The organism is Mycolicibacterium sp. CBM1, from assembly GCF_054073305.1.
In genome coordinates this window covers 234,586-248,502 of the sequence record NZ_JBSXPP010000004.1, presented here as the reverse complement: position 1 = coordinate 248,502, position 13,917 = coordinate 234,586, and the positions used below count along the sequence as shown (strand labels likewise).

Sequence of the window (13,917 nt, the reverse complement as noted above, 5' to 3'; positions counted from 1 at the left end):
CGCAGCCTAACTGTTACCAGCCGTACCAGACACGAGTCGAAGGCCCGCCGCGCCGGGGACCAAAGTCCCCATTTCGCGGGACCGGTGCGGGGCCGGCTGGTGGGGTATGGATGCCGCGTGGACGGACGTCAGCGAGTGAGATCCGCGGTGACGTCCACCCACCCGGTGGTGTCCATCCGATGGTCGGTGGTGTTGCGGCACTGCCCGTAGATCTGCATGGTGGCGCGGTCGACCAGGTCGGGGTTGCGGTAGAAGATGACGGCCACCCCGTCGCGGGTGAAGGTTCGCCCACCCGGATGCCGATTCGGCGCCAGGCCCTCTGTCCAGCCCCTGGCCGTCATCGACGAGGCGAGTGACCGGAAGAACCGGGGTGTCTCGGTCACCGCGGGTGCGTCGAAGTTGAGATAGATCGCGCCCTGGTAGGGCGGGTCGTCGGCGTTCTTACACGACACCAGCAGATAACTGGCGCTCACCCGCGCGAGTGCCCTGCCTGCGACGATCTCGCGTGCCGGTGTCACGACCTGCAGTCGGCTCTGTTCGTCGCTGAGCGGGTCGGCGACCGGCTCGACCGCTGGGCCGCGCAGCTCCCGGAACCGGTGCAGCGCAATGAAACTGAGCCCCATCACCAGGCTGATCAGCAGTGCCGCCGCGATGAGCAGCACCGCGGGTCTCGAGCGAAGGCCGGGCGGGGCGGGCATGGCCTCAGGTCAGCGGGGTACAGCTGAAGGGCCGCTGGTCGAAGTAGTGCACGGCAGGCATGCCGTCGACGTAGACGTACTGCACATCCGAGCCCCACGCGGTCCCCGGGACCACCCACGGCGGCACACCGGCGGGGTAGGCGACAGTGAAGTCGGCGAAGAACTCAGCATTGGCGGGGCACCCCGGCTCGCCCGCCGGCAGCGGGTTCCAGGCGTGCACCACGATCGGGTTGTAGAGGTGGCGGCCCTGGGCGCAATTCGGTTGGCATTCAACGGCATTGTCGGTTCCGGTACCGCGCGCACCGTCGGCGCCCCACGACGTCCAGGTCATGTCCTGCATGACATTCGTCGAGTCGCACCCGTAGACCACCCGCTGTGGTTGCTGTTCCAGCGGCTGACTCGGGTCGTAGCAGCGGCCGAACATGTAGACCGTGCCGGAATCGGCGGTGGCACTGCCCGGTGTTGTCACCGGCGCCAGGGCGATCGCCAGCACCGCACCGGCGAACGTCAACGCGCGGACCATGTCGAGCTCCTCACCGGCCACCCCGGCCACGCGGGCATGCTAACACCGTGGAATGGACCAAAGTCCCTACCGGTTGCGGACCTCCGGCCCGGGACTGCGACTCGGCAAACCTCTAACGTCGAGACTGCCACCGCATCGGCCCACTCGGGGGAAGGGCCAGCGGTGCACCCGTATCGCCCGATGTGGTGATGCCAGGGGCTGATCGCGAGCAGTCAGCCCTTGGCCAGGGTGAACTGGCAGATGTCGGTATAGCCGTCGCGGAACAGCTCGGCGCATCCGGTGAGGTACTTCATGTAGCGGTCATACACCTCACGCGACTGCAGGGCCACGGCCTCTTCTTCGTTGGCCACCAGTGCGGCGGCCCAGTGGTCGAGCGTGCGGGCGTAGTGCAGACGCAGCGGGTGCACGCGGTTCACCGTGAAGCCACCGCGGGTCGCGTGGTCTTCGACGACCGCCACGCTGGGCAACCGGCCGCCGGGGAAGATCTCGTCCAAGATGAACTTGAAGAACTTCAGGTGCCGCATGGTGATCGGCATGTTGCGCGCCTTGAATTCTTCGTTGCCCGGCTGAACGATGGTGTGTAGCAACATCACTCCGTCGGAGGGCAGAGCGTCGTAGGCCATCTTGAAGAACGCGTTGTAGCGGTCGAAGCCAAAGTGCTCGAAGGCCCCGATCGACACGATGCGATCCACCGGCTCGTCGAACTGCTCCCAGCCGTCGAGCACGACTCGCTTGGTCCGAGGGCTGTCCGATTCGTCGAATAGCTGCTGGACGTGCAGCGCCTGATTCTTGCTCAGTGTCAGCCCGACGACGTTGACGTCGTAGCGCTCCAGGGCTCGCATCATCGTGGCGCCCCAGCCGCAGCCCACGTCGAGCAGCGTCATCCCTGGCTGCAGGCCGAGCTTGCCGAGCGAGAGGTCGATCTTGGCGATCTGCGCCTCTTCCAGGGTCATGTCGTCGCGCTCGAAATAGGCACAGCTGTAGGTCTGCGTGCGGTCGAGGAACAACCTGTAGAAGTCGTCGGACAGGTCGTAGTGGTGCTGGACATCGTCGAAGCGCGGCATCATGGGCGCGGCGTGTGCGGGCGTATCTGACAAAATTCCGGATCCTGTTCTAGCGTCTGTCCCGGCTCAACCCCCGCGAAACCGGTCACACTCCCCTGGTGACGTGACGCCTGTACTTTACGTGACTTCCGAATAGCGCCACAGTTGAGCAAACTGTGTGGGCGCTGTGATTCACCCGTAGGTGGGGCCTCCGTTGTCGTCGTCGCGGCCGTAGATCGGCTGGCCGCCATCGTCGAGCCACTCGTTGATGGCGGCGCCGGTGACCGCCCCATTCGAGCCGGGAAGTGCCGCCGTCGGCCGGTCCTCGTAGGCCTTGGCCATCTCCTTGGCTTTGGCCTTAGCGCCGTCGTCCGGCGTGATCTGCGGGGTGCTCACGATGCGTTCCCTTCTGGCCTTGCGGGAGCCGATCTGCCGGTTCCCCTCGGGGACCGATGTGACGCTCTGCATGGACTGCCCACATGTGTGACCCACCAAACAGTGATACTTCGCTCAGCAACGTTCCACGCGCGTGAATGCCATCCGAGTGCCATATGCGCCGCTTTTCAGGCAAAGTTGAGCTATGGACGCACAGCATCCACTTCGCCATGCCCGCCGGCTGCCCGCACTTGGGGCCTCTCTTCTGCTGGTCGGGGGACTGCTCGCGGCACCGGCGCACGCTGCGCCGGCACCCGCGCTGCCGGCTCCGCTGGCCCCACTCGACCAGTCCGCGGTGCTGGGTCAGGTAACCCCGGGGCTGGTCGATATCAACACCACCCTGGAATACCAGGGCGCGGTGGGGGCGGGCACGGGGATCGTGCTCGATCCCAGCGGCGAAGTGCTGACCAACAACCACGTCATCGAGGGCGCGACCCAGATCAACGCCACCAGCCTGGCCAACGGCCGCACCTACCCGGTCGACGTCATCGGCTACGACCGCACCAACGACATCGCGCTGGTGCGCCTGCGTGGTGCCGCGGACCTGCCGGTGGCGTCGCTGGGCACGTCGTCGAACCTCGCGGTGGGCGATCCGATCGCCGCGATCGGCAACGCCGGCGGGGCAGGCGGAGCACCGAGCTTCTCCCCGGGCAGCATCACCCAGCTGGGTGCCTCGGTCCGGGCGTCCGACGAGTCGGGCGGTGGTTCGCGTGAGCTGTCCGATCTGATCCGGGTGGCCGCTGACGTGCGGCCCGGAGACTCGGGCGGGCCTCTGGTCAACGGCGTCGGCGAGGTTGTCGGCGTCAATGTCGCGGCGACACTGACCTACCGGATGGGTGGCGTGCGGGGCGGTGAGGGCTTCGCGATCCCCATCGACCGCGCTCTCGGCGTGGCCAATCAGATCCGCTCCGGGGTCGCCGGCGGCACCGTCCACATCGGCGACACCGCCTTCATCGGGGTCGGCATCGCCGACGCAGTCAACGGCGGGCCGCCGGGTGCCGTTGTGCGCCAGGTCCTCCCGGACACCCCGGCCCGCAACATCGGCCTCGCCGGTGGCGACGTGATCACCGCCGTCGACGGTGTCCCGATCAATTCGGCATCGGATCTGTCCAATCTGATGGACGCCCACCGCCCCGGTGACAGCATCACTCTGACCTGGCTGGATCGGGACGGCAATCCCCGCAGCGCCCCCTTGGTCCTGGCCGCCGGCCCGGTGGGCTGAGCCGCGTGCTGAAGAACGATCGGGTGAGCACTGCCCTGGCGTTCGGCGCCGCGACGACGCTGGGCGTGCTGGCCATCGCGCTGGCAGGCCCGGCCGCAGCCGAGCCTGCCGATCCGCTACACGACCTGGTCGACGCTGCGGCTCAGCGGCTGCAGACCGCTGATCCCGTGGCCGCCAACAAGTGGCTGACCGGCGGCCCGATCACCGACCCGGCCAGGGTGCAGCAGGTGCTGGCCACGGTCGCCAAGGATGCCGAATCGAACGGCGTGTCAGGCGATTACGTCACCGATGTCTTCACCGACCAGATCGACGCCACCGAGGGCATCCAGTACAGCAGGTTCGCCGGCTGGAAGTTCGATCCCGCCACGGCGCCGACGTCGGCACCTGAACTCGCGTCCTCCCGCTCGGTCATCGACGGCCTCAACCACACGATGGTCACCCAGATCGCGCTGCAGTGGCCGGTGCTGCACTCGCCGGGATGCCTCGACGCGCTCGGCACAGCCAAGACGGGGGTCGCCACCGCGCGGCAGTTCGACGACCTCTACCGCGCGGCGCTCGACGTTGCCACCCGGTCGTATTGCGGCGCCTAGCTTTTCGGGTGCGGCGGGCCCAGGTAAGGAAAGACCTCGAGGGTGTCGGTGTGCGGTGACAGGCCGGTCGGCGGGCAGTCACCCTTGGTGAGGAACGCCAGCCGGTAGTCGATCACGTCGTCGGTGAACACCCTGCCGTTCGGGTACTTCGCGGGTTTGGCGGGGTCGAAGGTCAGCATGTCGGGCAGCGTGCCCTCGGTGTCGATGGCTTCGATGGCCTCCTCGCGGCTGTAGTCACCGGTGTGGCCCATCAAGTGGATGAACTGCTCGATCCAGCGCTCCCGGTCGTGCACCGGCACACTGGCGTTGTACTCCTCTTTGGTGTCGTCGGTGTTGAAGAAACTGCTCACCGACGGATGCCCGGCCCGGTCGACGTGGACCAGCTCGCCGTCGCGCCGCAGGCTGCACCGCCCCCAGATCCGGATGTCGGGATCGGCGCCGAGCTCGGCGGTCGGCAGCTCGACGGCGATCGAGAACACATTCGCCTCGGTGTTGGAGTCCTGGCCGGTCCACGGCGACTCACCCCCCAGATGCGGCGCGGTGAAGTTGCGGCCCCCGGTGGTGTCGAACAGGTTCTTGATGCCGTCGAAATCGAAGAAGAACGCGTCGCTGCGGGCGCCGGCGAAGAACGTGAAGCTACCACTGGTCGCGATGTGCGGCTCGGGACCGAAAGACACCTCGACGGCCTCGAAGATCTTCTCGCCCAAGGGAAGCGGAGATTCGGCCTCGTCGCCGACGGCCAGGAACACGTCGACGGTCTGGCGGCCGTCCACCGGCTCGGAGAACACGAAGCTGAACGCGATGTCGTTGCGCAGGTCGCCGTCGTTGTCGATCGCCAGCCGGTAGATGGCCTCGGGGTGCAACGCGTCGGCATTCGGGTTGGCGTTGAGGATGAGCACCGTGCGGGCCGGGTCGGCGGGCGACTGGAACGCGTAGAGGTCGCACAGGTCCAGGCGTTGATCGCCTAGGGGCGGACCGAGGCTCAATCCGGTGAAGTGATTCGACATCTGAGGCACCCTTCGCTGACCCCCACCACACGCTGACGAAGGAACTTTGCCCGATCAGTTCTGTCGAGGCAACAGCTCGCCGATGAAACGGTCGATGAACTCATCGACCGGGGTGTGCCCGACCGGCCGTACGACGAATTTGCTCAGCCCGGCGGCGATCAGCCCGTCCAGGTGGCGGTGACCTCGTCGGGCACCACCCCATCGGCGACTGCGACGCTAAGACCGTAGTGGCCCGGTTCGATCGCCCGCCCGGCTTCGGCGGCGGCCCGCTCGATGGTCTCGCGGGCGGCCCGGGCTTCCGCGGCGGTGAGGAAGCTGCCGAGCCAGCCGTCGGCGAGCCGCCCGATCCGGCGCAACGCCGCCAGCGAGGCGCGCTGCTTGGCCATCAGCACCGGGTTGCGCCACGGCAGCACTGCCACCGACGTACCGGCCTTGAGCCGGGTCGTCCGGCCCGGGGCGTAGGCCATGCCGGCGAACGGGTCGACGGCCGGGGTATACACCAGCTCGGAGAAGCACAGCGAGTCGACGCCGGCCGATTCGAGCCGGTCGATGATGCGCGGAAGGTCGCCGACACCAGTGCTCGGCCCCGGGCTCACCCCGAATCTGATCTTCACCTCGCCCATTCCGCCACGGTAAACCCGTGCGATGAGCGCGACACAGCGCGGATGTGCCGTGATTCCACCGGACGAGGCTTAGCCTAGAAATGTGACTGGTGTTACGGGTGTGACTTCAGGGATTCGGCGGTCGACATGCCCGAGGTGACCCGGCGCCAGTTCGTAATCGGCCTGCTCGCCTCGGCCGGTATGGTCGGCGCCTCCAGTGCCATCGGCATGTCGCAGGCCAGCACTCCACCCGCAGCCAAACCCGCGCCGCCGCCGGTCGGCGCCGCTCCCCTGCTGCCCCCACCGCCGCCGGCCGCACGGCTCGCCCTACCCGGCGGCGGTGAACTGACCAAGCTGCCGGGCTCGGGAGACCTGCTCGCACTGACCCTCGACGACGGCGTCAATTCCGAGGTCGTGCGGCTCTACGCCCAACTCGCCAAGGACACCGGCATCCGGCTCACGATGTTCGTCAACGGTGTCTACGACTCCTGGCGCGACAACGCCACGCTACTGCGGCCCATGGTGGACTCTGGCCAGATCCAACTGGGCAACCACACCTGGTCACATCCCGACCTGACCACCCTGAGCAAGGACGCCGTCGCCGACCAGCTGCTGCGCAACGACCGATTCCTGCGCTCGACGTTCGGCGCGGACGCCACGCCCTATTTCCGGCCGCCCTACGGCAGTCACAACGACGACGTCGACGGCATCGCCGCCGATCTCGGCTACCGGGTGCCCACGCTGTGGTCGGGGTCGCTGGCCGACTCGACGCCGGTCACCGAGGACTACATCGTGAAGATGGCCGACCAGTACTTCATCCAGCAGAACATCGTGATCGGCCACCTCAACCATCTACCGGTTACCCACGTCTACCCCGCGCTGGTCGACGTGATCCGGTCCCGCAAGCTGCGCACAGTGACCCTCAACGACGTGTTCCTGCAGCCGGAAATCCCGCACGTCATATCGGGTTAGCGACCGCCAGCCGGGCGATGCGGCCCAGGGCGACCGCACACACAGCCAGATACGCCGTCGCCCACCAGGGTGCGGTGAACCGCAGCAGGCAGCCCGCACCGTCGCGGGTGACCTCGTGCGCCGTGGCCGGCACACCGGCCACCACCCACGCCCAACGCGTGCCGGCCGTGAATTCGTCGATGACGAAGGGCAATTCGACGCCGACCACGGTCCGCACCCGGCCGGTCGAGCCCGCCTCGATCCGGCGGGCTCCGCCGTCGAGGGTCGCGGCGGCCACCGACGGACCCCAGCGCGGCCATGAATCCAGGTCGACGAGGATCTGCCACACGACGTCGACCGGTGCGTCGATGTGGCGCTGCACCCCGAGTCGCGGCCGCGACGGCAATCCCCTGCCCACGTCTGCGACGCTACGCCGCATGACCACCGGGCCGAGCGATCGGCAACGACGCGCATAGGCTCACCTGATGGAAGGCTCAGCCACCGTGCACATGGCCGCACCGGCCGACAAGATCTAGGAGCCTCATCGCCGACGTCCGCAACACCGCCCGGTTCTCCCCGGAGGTGTTCGAGGCCGAGTGGCTCGACGGCGCCACCGGACCCGCACTGGGCGCCCGGTTCCGCGGGCATGTCCGGCGCAACGAGATCGGACCGGTGTACTGGACGACGTGCCGCGTCACCGCGTGTGAACCGGGCCGCGAAGTCGGGTTCGCCGTGCTGGCCGGTGACCGCGCGCTGAACAACTGGCACTACCGACTGGAGCCGAAGGGCGACGGGACCGACGTCACCGAATCGTTCCGGCTCGAAGCGGCCCTTCCCAGCGAATCTTCTGGGTGTTCGCGGGCTTCCAGCGCGGCCGCCGCAACGTGCGGGACATGCGCACCACACTGGAACGCATCAAGAAGGTCGTCGAAGACGACTGAACCCGGCCACGTCCCGCCGCGGGTTTGGTAGAACCGCTGAATGGGTCGATGGTCACGCGACGAGCTCGCTTCCGCGTTCGAGCAGCACAAGCAGGTGGTCGTCGGAATCGGCCAGAGCTGGGACTGGGCCCGGTTCGCCGACCAGTTCACCCAGGACGCAACCTACGTCGAGCACTCCTACGGCACATTCCACGGCCGCGAACAGATCCGGGCGTGGATCGTCAAGACCATGAACACCTTTCCCGGCAGCGAGATGCCCTTCTACCCCTCGACGTGGCATTCCATCGACGAGGACAAGGGCTGGGTGATCTGCGAGTTCCAGAACCGCATGCGCGATCCCGGTGACGGCAGCATCCACCAGCGTCCCAACATCTCGGTGCTCAAGTACGCCGGTGACGGGTTGTGGAGCTACGAGGAAGACGCCTACAACCCCATGAACTTCGTGCCCATGGTGCGCGAGTACATCGAGGCATGCCGCAATCTCGGCACCATCTCCGACGACGCGGTCGAGTTTGCGCGCAAGCTGGGCTGGGACCCGAATTAGACCTGGCCTGGGCCGCGCTCAGCCGGCGCAGCCCTCGGTGTCGTCGAAAGCGGTCCTCAATCGTCTGGGTGCTTGAGCCCCGCACCGCACAGCGGAATCACCGCGTCGCCGTTGGCCAGCAGGTCGCGCACCAGCTGCCAGCCCGCCCCGGCACGCGTCGCGGCGGTGGCCGCCGCCGCGTAGCAGACCGCCGCGGTCGGCTCCACGAACAGACCTTCGTGCGCCAGCGCCGCCCGACCGGCGACGATGGCGGCGTCGTCGACGGTCACGATGGTTCCACCGCTGTCGCGCACCGCGGCCAGAATCTGCTCTGCCCGCGGCGGTGCGGTGATCGCGATCCCCTCGGCCACCGTCGCAGCCTGCGTCGCGGCGCCGCCGTGCAGGGCCGCAGCCAGCGGCGCGCAGCCGGCCGCCTGGACACCCACCAATGCCGGCACCCGCTCGGCCAGGCCGGCGGCGACGAGTTCGGTGAACGCCAGGTGGCAACCCAGCAGCAGGGTCCCGTTGCCGACCGGGACGAGCACCGCCGAGGGCAGGGTGCCTGCGTTCTGCTCCCAGATCTCGTAGCCGTAGGTCTTGACGCCGTGCAGGAAGTACGGGTGATACACGTGGCTGGCGTAGAAGACGCCGGGTCGTTCGGCGATGCGCATCGCCGCAGCGGCGGCGTCGACCCGGCTGCCCGGTACCAGCGTCAGCGTGGCGCCGTGGGCGCGGATCTGAGCGAGCTTCTCCTTCGACGTCGAGGCCGGCACCAGCACCTCACAGTCGATGCCCGCCCTGGCGAAGTAGGCGGCCACAGCGGTTCCGGCGTTACCGCTGCTGTCCACCACCGCCGAGCCGACACCGATGCGGTCGGCCAGGGCTGCCAGCACGACGGCACCCCGGTCCTTGAAGGACAATGTCGGGCTGAGGAATTCGAGTTTGAAGCGAATACCCGCCACGCTGCGCGACGCGATCATCGGGGTGTGACCCTCGCCGAGGGTGGTCGCGCGATCCACTGACACCGGCGTCACCGTGCCCGGCACCGGGCGCCACTGTTCGCTGACGTCGAACAGGCCACCGCACGGGCATCGCCACAGCAGGTCGGTGACGCCGAATTCGCGCCCGCACGAGCGGCATTGCAGTGCTGGAAGGCTCACGTCGGTTCTCCGTCCCTTATCGCGTGCACCACCGCCGCGGGCGCCCTGATCCCGGAAACGATGACGACCGCCGCCGCTGAACTCTACTGTCGAATCATCCTGCTGGACATCGACGACGATGGGACGAAGTGGTATGGGCATCACCACCCGGATCAACGGTCAGCCACCACCCGACGTCGCACTGGCGGACATCGACCTGGGCACCTTCGAGTTCTGGCAACTCGACGACGCCGTCCGCGACGGCGCCTTCGCCACGCTGCGCCGGGAGTCGCCGATCACGTTCTTCCACGAGATGGAGATGGAAGGTGTGCCGCAGGGCCAGGGCCATTGGGCGCTGACAAAGCTGGACGACGTCTTCTTCGCCAGCCGGCATCCCGAGATCTTCAGCTCCTATCCCAACATCACCATCGGCGATCAGATCCCCGAGGTGGCCGAGTACTTCGGGTCGATGATCGCCCTCGACGATCCGCGGCACTCCCGGCTGCGCAACATCGTGCGCAGCGCCTTCACCCCCAAGGTCGTCGCACGCACCGAAGCGTCGGTACGTGACCGTGCGCAACGTCTGGTCTCGGCGATGATCGAGAACCACCCGGACGGCACCGCGGAACTCGTGACCGAACTCTCCGGCCCGCTGCCGCTACAGGTCATCTGCGACATGATGGGCATCCCCGAGGACGACCACGACCGGATATTCCACTGGACCAACATCATCCTCGGCTTCGGCGACCCGGACCTGACCACCGACTTCGACGAGTTCCTCAAGGTGGCGATGGACATCGGTGCCTACGCCACCGCGTTGGCCGAGGACCGCCGGCTCAATCCGCGCGAAGATCTCACCACCGCCCTGGTCGCTGCCGAAGTCGACGGGGAGCGACTGTCGTCGGCCGAGATCGCCTCGTTCTTCATCCTGCTGGCCGTCGCGGGCAACGAGACCACCCGCAATGCCATCAGCCACGGTGTGCTGGCGCTGACCCGCTACCCCGAGCAGCGCCGGATCTGGTGGGATGACTTCGAGGCCACAACGGCCAGCGCCGTCGAAGAGATCGTGCGCTGGGCCTCGCCGGTGATCTACATGCGCCGCACCGTCACCCGCGACATCGAACTCAGCGGGGTGAAAATGGCGGCCGGCGACAAAGTTTCCATGTGGTACGCCTCGGCCAACCGCGACGAGGACAAGTTCGCCAACCCCTGGCTGTTCGATGTCACCCGCAGCCCCAACCACCATGTCGGCTTCGGCGGCGGGGGCGCACACTTCTGTCTGGGCGCCAACCTCGCCCGCCGCGAGATCGCGGTGGTGTTCGAGGAACTGCACCGGCGGATTCCCGACATCGAGGTCACCGAAGAGCCGGCCATGTTGCTCTCGGCATTCATCCACGGCATCAAGCGGCTTCCGGTCGCCTGGACGGCACCGCGCTGAGGTGGTGGCGCGCGGCGCGTAGCGCTCGTAGCGTGAACACCACGAGCCGGCGGAGGGAACGATGATGTTCAAAGAGCGGCTGCACTGGTTTGCGATGCACGGCGTGGTCCGTGGGGTGGCCGGCTGGTCGGCGCGCCGCGGTGATCCGCAGGCCCGGCTGGTCGCCGACCCGACGGTGCGCACCGATCCGGTGCCGTTCTACGAGGAGTTGCGCGCGGCCGGCCCGCTGGTGCGCTCGCGGGCCGGCTACCTGACCGTCGACCATGCCGTCGCGCACGAACTGCTGCGCTCCGACGACTTCCGGGTGATCACCCTCGGCGCGAATTTGCCCGCGCCGCTGCGCTGGCTAGAGCGGCGCACCCGCGACGACCTGCTGCACCCACTGCGGCCGCCGTCACTGCTCGCCGTCGAACCGCCGGAACACACCCGCTACCGCAAGACCGTATCGTCGGTGTTCACCACCCGCGCCGTGACCGCGCTGCGCGACCGGGTCGAGGACACCGCCACCGAACTGCTCGCCGGGCTGACCGAGGGGCCCGCAGTGGTGGACGTCGTCGCGGCCTACTGCGCACAACTGCCGGTGGCCGTGATCAGCGACATCCTCGGCGTCCCGGAAGCCGACCGGCCGCGCATCCTCGAGTTCGGCGAACTCGCCGCGCCCAGCCTGGACGTGGGCCTGGCCTGGCCGCAGTACCAGCGGGTACAGCACGGCATCGCCGGATTCAATCACTGGCTCGCCGAGCATCTGCGCGGCCTGCGCGAGCACCCGGGCCAGGACCTGATGAGTCAGCTGATCGCGATCACCGACGCCGATCGACTCGACGAGACCGAGTTGCAGGCGATCGCGGGACTGGTGCTGGCTGCGGGGTTCGAGACGACGGTAAACCTGTTGGGCAACGGGATACGGCTCTTGCTCAACGCACCCGACCAGCGGGCGATTCTCGCTGCGGACCCGACGCTGTGGCCGGGCGCCGTGGAGGAGATCCTGCGCCTCGAGTCACCCGTGCAGCTCTCGGCGCGAGTCGCTCGGCGAGACACCGACGTCGCCGGGGCGCGAGTGCGGGCCGGGGAGATGGTGGTCCTGTACCTCGCTGCCGCCAACCGCGACCCTGCGGTGTTCGACGACCCGCACCGCTTCGACGTGACCCGGCCGAACGCCGGCAAGCACCTGGCGTTCTCGGGCGGCCGGCATTTCTGCCTCGGTGCTGCCCTGGCGCGCACCGAGGGCGAGGTCGGGCTGCGCCGGTTCTTCACCCAGTTCCCCGATGCGCAACCCGCCGGCCTCGGCGCCCGGCGCGATACCCGCGTGTTGCGCGGCTGGGCCGAACTCCCGGTCAAACTTGGCTCGGCGCACCTTATCTCGGTGCCGGACTGACCGGCGCGCTGCGGCTAGCTGGTGCGGGGCTCGGCGGTGGGAACATCGGCGCGCACCCGGTCTTCGGCCTCGGTCTCGCTCTGCGCCGACCGCGGGTCGAGCTTTTCGGCATACGACCAGTGACGGTTGCGGGCGATCCAGGCAAGCGCTGCAATGACGATCAGCGCGGCGATCACAGCGACGACAATCCACACGGTCGTGTTCGTGGCCATCCTCGGCTCCTTCGTTGAGCGGGTGGCGGACGCGGCACCGTCAACTCACGGCGTTCCCTGCCGGGCCATCCGCCAAACCGCTCAGCGCGCTGAGCATGCCCGCAGCCGAGCGGGGCCAGGTGAACGTCTCCGCGCGCCGCCGCGCGCAGAACCGTCGCTGTTGCACCGGCTGATCGATCACCCCGGCGACCGCCGCGGCGATGGCCTGCGGGTCGTTGTCCGCGCAAGCGCCGCTGTCCGCGGTCAGTATCTCGGCCAGCGCCGACGTGCGGGAGACGACGGCTGGTGTGCCGCAGGCAAGGGCTTCCAGCGCGGCCAACCCGAAGGTCTCGTGCGGTCCGGGCGCCAGCGCCACGTCGGCACAGGCCAGCAGCGTGGCCACCGCGCCACGGGACTCGATGAATCCGGTGAAGTCCACCGGAAGCCGGGCCGCCTGACGAGCCAACCGGGCCCGCATCGGGCCGTCGCCGGCAATCACCAGCCGCGCGTCCACCCCCGAATCACGCAGCGCGGCAAGGGCGTCGATACTGCGATCGGCACGCTTCTCCACCGAGAGCCGACCGCAGTGCACCAGCAGAACCTGGTGCGGCCCGGCCCACCGGCCGCGAGTCCGGGTGCAGTACCGGCTGGGGTGGAACATTTCCAGGTCGACTCCGAGCGGCACCGTCATCACGTTGGTGGCACCGATGCGGTCGAACTCCTCGCGGGCGAAGCCGGTGGTGCACAGGATCGTGTCGTAATTGGTGGCGGTGCGGCGGTTGGCCAGGTCGGCGATCCGGCGGGCCAGCGGTCTGGGCAGCAACTGGCCGGTGAGGCGGTCCAGGCGTTCATGGGAGATCATCACCGTCGTCACGCCGTGGTGTGCGCCCCAACTACCCAGCGAACGTAGGGTGAATCGGTCGGAGACCTCCACCGCGTCGGGCGCCAGCTCCTCCAGTAGCGCCGTCACCGGCGCCGGCATCACCGCCCGGTATCCGCCGGTGAACGGAATCTGCCTGGCGGGAACGGTAATTCGGGTCACGCCGGTCGGCAGCTCGGTGCGTGTCGCGGCCGGTCCCGGGACCACCAAGAAGACTTCGTGGCCGGCTGCGCAGTATTCGGCGCCCAGCCGGTCGACCGCGGTGCGCAGGCCACCGGAGCGGGGGCCGTAAAAGTTCGCGACCTGCGCGACCCGCATCATGGCGGTATCTGAACGCGTGGCCATGTGCGTACGGCGAC

At 68.3% G+C, this 13,917-nt stretch carries 15 protein-coding genes and 2 pseudogenes; 7 read left to right on the top strand and 10 right to left on the bottom strand.

Annotation, left to right across the window (positions count from 1 at the left end):
- Positions 1-128 precede the first annotated feature (128 nt).
- The 4 genes from ACXDF8_RS07440 to ACXDF8_RS07425 form a co-directional block, all read right to left on the bottom strand.
- Entirely contained in the window at positions 129-698 is a 570-nt protein-coding gene (locus ACXDF8_RS07440) for a lipoprotein LppJ family protein (RefSeq protein ID WP_457222601.1), read from the bottom strand.
- Between the two features lie 4 nt (positions 699-702).
- The gene (locus tag ACXDF8_RS07435) at positions 703-1,251 is read right to left on the bottom strand and encodes a hypothetical protein (protein ID WP_457222600.1); all 549 of its coding nucleotides are present in this window, start codon (positions 1,249-1,251) and stop codon (positions 703-705) included.
- 182 nt (positions 1,252-1,433) lie between these two features.
- Positions 1,434-2,288 (bottom strand): cyclopropane mycolic acid synthase family methyltransferase, encoded by an 855-nt coding sequence (locus ACXDF8_RS07430; RefSeq protein WP_457222713.1) that lies wholly within the window; start codon positions 2,286-2,288, stop codon positions 1,434-1,436.
- Positions 2,289-2,456: 168 nt separating this feature from the next.
- Positions 2,457-2,660 carry a hypothetical protein gene (locus ACXDF8_RS07425; protein ID WP_457222599.1) on the bottom strand — a complete coding sequence of 68 codons (204 nt, stop codon included), beginning with the start codon at positions 2,658-2,660 and terminating at the stop codon, positions 2,457-2,459.
- Between the two features lie 184 nt (positions 2,661-2,844).
- Here ACXDF8_RS07425 and ACXDF8_RS07420 point away from each other — a divergent pair, with 184 nt between their 5' ends.
- Together ACXDF8_RS07420 and ACXDF8_RS07415 are read left to right on the top strand one after the other, a co-directional pair.
- Positions 2,845-3,921: a S1C family serine protease gene (locus ACXDF8_RS07420; RefSeq protein ID WP_457222598.1), complete on the top strand. Its 1,077-nt coding sequence runs from the start codon at positions 2,845-2,847 to the stop codon at positions 3,919-3,921.
- 23 nt (positions 3,922-3,944) lie between these two features.
- The gene (locus tag ACXDF8_RS07415) at positions 3,945-4,511 is read left to right on the top strand and encodes a chorismate mutase (protein WP_457222597.1); all 567 of its coding nucleotides are present in this window, start codon (positions 3,945-3,947) and stop codon (positions 4,509-4,511) included.
- Here ACXDF8_RS07415 and ACXDF8_RS07410 read toward each other — a convergent pair.
- Positions 4,508-5,518 carry a DUF4331 family protein gene (locus tag ACXDF8_RS07410; RefSeq protein WP_457222596.1) on the bottom strand — a complete coding sequence of 337 codons (1,011 nt, stop codon included), beginning with the start codon at positions 5,516-5,518 and terminating at the stop codon, positions 4,508-4,510. The two genes, ACXDF8_RS07415 and ACXDF8_RS07410, sit on opposite strands and share 4 nt — an antisense overlap.
- A gap of 54 nt (positions 5,519-5,572) precedes the next feature.
- A pseudogene (locus ACXDF8_RS07405) lies at positions 5,573-6,132 on the bottom strand (LLM class flavin-dependent oxidoreductase).
- 144 nt (positions 6,133-6,276) lie between these two features.
- On the opposite strand from ACXDF8_RS07405, the gene ACXDF8_RS07400 reads away from it, so the two are divergent.
- Positions 6,277-7,092: a polysaccharide deacetylase family protein gene (locus ACXDF8_RS07400; protein ID WP_457222712.1), complete on the top strand. Its 816-nt coding sequence runs from the start codon at positions 6,277-6,279 to the stop codon at positions 7,090-7,092.
- On the opposite strand, the gene ACXDF8_RS07395 is transcribed toward ACXDF8_RS07400, so the two are convergent.
- Positions 7,079-7,489, bottom strand: coding sequence for an SRPBCC family protein (locus ACXDF8_RS07395; protein ID WP_457222595.1), 411 nt, complete (start codon positions 7,487-7,489; stop codon positions 7,079-7,081). The two genes, ACXDF8_RS07400 and ACXDF8_RS07395, sit on opposite strands and share 14 nt — an antisense overlap.
- A gap of 67 nt (positions 7,490-7,556) precedes the next feature.
- Here ACXDF8_RS07395 and ACXDF8_RS07390 point away from each other — a divergent pair.
- Both ACXDF8_RS07390 and ACXDF8_RS07385 read left to right on the top strand, forming a co-directional pair.
- Positions 7,557-8,012: pseudogene (locus ACXDF8_RS07390) on the top strand (SRPBCC family protein).
- 40 nt (positions 8,013-8,052) lie between these two features.
- A complete protein-coding gene (locus ACXDF8_RS07385; RefSeq protein ID WP_457222594.1) occupies positions 8,053-8,556 on the top strand; it encodes a nuclear transport factor 2 family protein in 504 nt (167 codons plus the stop codon).
- A gap of 56 nt (positions 8,557-8,612) precedes the next feature.
- Here the strand turns inward: ACXDF8_RS07385 and ACXDF8_RS07380 are convergent, their stop codons facing one another.
- Positions 8,613-9,695 (bottom strand): pyridoxal-phosphate dependent enzyme, encoded by a 1,083-nt coding sequence (locus ACXDF8_RS07380; protein ID WP_457222593.1) that lies wholly within the window; start codon positions 9,693-9,695, stop codon positions 8,613-8,615.
- Positions 9,696-9,828: 133 nt separating this feature from the next.
- Between ACXDF8_RS07380 and ACXDF8_RS07375 the strand changes: the two genes are divergently transcribed.
- Positions 9,829-11,112, top strand: a complete 1,284-nt coding sequence (locus ACXDF8_RS07375) for a cytochrome P450 (RefSeq protein ID WP_457222592.1) — start codon at positions 9,829-9,831, stop codon at positions 11,110-11,112.
- A gap of 61 nt (positions 11,113-11,173) precedes the next feature.
- Complete coding sequence (locus ACXDF8_RS07370; RefSeq protein ID WP_457222591.1) at positions 11,174-12,487, top strand: cytochrome P450; 1,314 nt, start codon at positions 11,174-11,176, stop codon at positions 12,485-12,487.
- A 14-nt stretch (positions 12,488-12,501) separates the two neighbouring features.
- Here ACXDF8_RS07370 and ACXDF8_RS07365 read toward each other — a convergent pair whose 3' ends face one another.
- Entirely contained in the window at positions 12,502-12,699 is a 198-nt protein-coding gene (locus tag ACXDF8_RS07365; RefSeq protein ID WP_457222590.1) for a hypothetical protein, read from the bottom strand.
- 40 nt (positions 12,700-12,739) lie between these two features.
- The gene (locus ACXDF8_RS07360; RefSeq protein ID WP_457222711.1) at positions 12,740-13,876 is read right to left on the bottom strand and encodes a glycosyltransferase; all 1,137 of its coding nucleotides are present in this window, start codon (positions 13,874-13,876) and stop codon (positions 12,740-12,742) included.
- Positions 13,877-13,917: the final 41 nt, after the last annotated feature.

Bases quoted from the DNA above. Each gene is read 5' to 3' on its own strand.
- ACXDF8_RS07440 (WP_457222601.1), bottom strand. From the start codon at position 698: ATGCCCGCCCCGCCCGGCCTTCGCTCGAGACCCGCGGTGCTGCTCATC.
- ACXDF8_RS07430 (WP_457222713.1), bottom strand. From the start codon at position 2,288: ATGATGCCGCGCTTCGACGATGTCCAGCACCACTACGACCTGTCCGAC.
- ACXDF8_RS07420 (WP_457222598.1), top strand. From the start codon at position 2,845: ATGGACGCACAGCATCCACTTCGCCATGCCCGCCGGCTGCCCGCACTT.
- ACXDF8_RS07410 (WP_457222596.1), bottom strand. From the start codon at position 5,518: ATGTCGAATCACTTCACCGGATTGAGCCTCGGTCCGCCCCTAGGCGAT.
- ACXDF8_RS07385 (WP_457222594.1), top strand. From the start codon at position 8,053: ATGGGTCGATGGTCACGCGACGAGCTCGCTTCCGCGTTCGAGCAGCAC.
- ACXDF8_RS07375 (WP_457222592.1), top strand. From the start codon at position 9,829: ATGGGCATCACCACCCGGATCAACGGTCAGCCACCACCCGACGTCGCA.
- ACXDF8_RS07370 (WP_457222591.1), top strand. From the start codon at position 11,174: ATGATGTTCAAAGAGCGGCTGCACTGGTTTGCGATGCACGGCGTGGTC.
- ACXDF8_RS07365 (WP_457222590.1), bottom strand. From the start codon at position 12,699: ATGGCCACGAACACGACCGTGTGGATTGTCGTCGCTGTGATCGCCGCG.
- ACXDF8_RS07360 (WP_457222711.1), bottom strand. From the start codon at position 13,876: ATGCGGGTCGCGCAGGTCGCGAACTTTTACGGCCCCCGCTCCGGTGGC.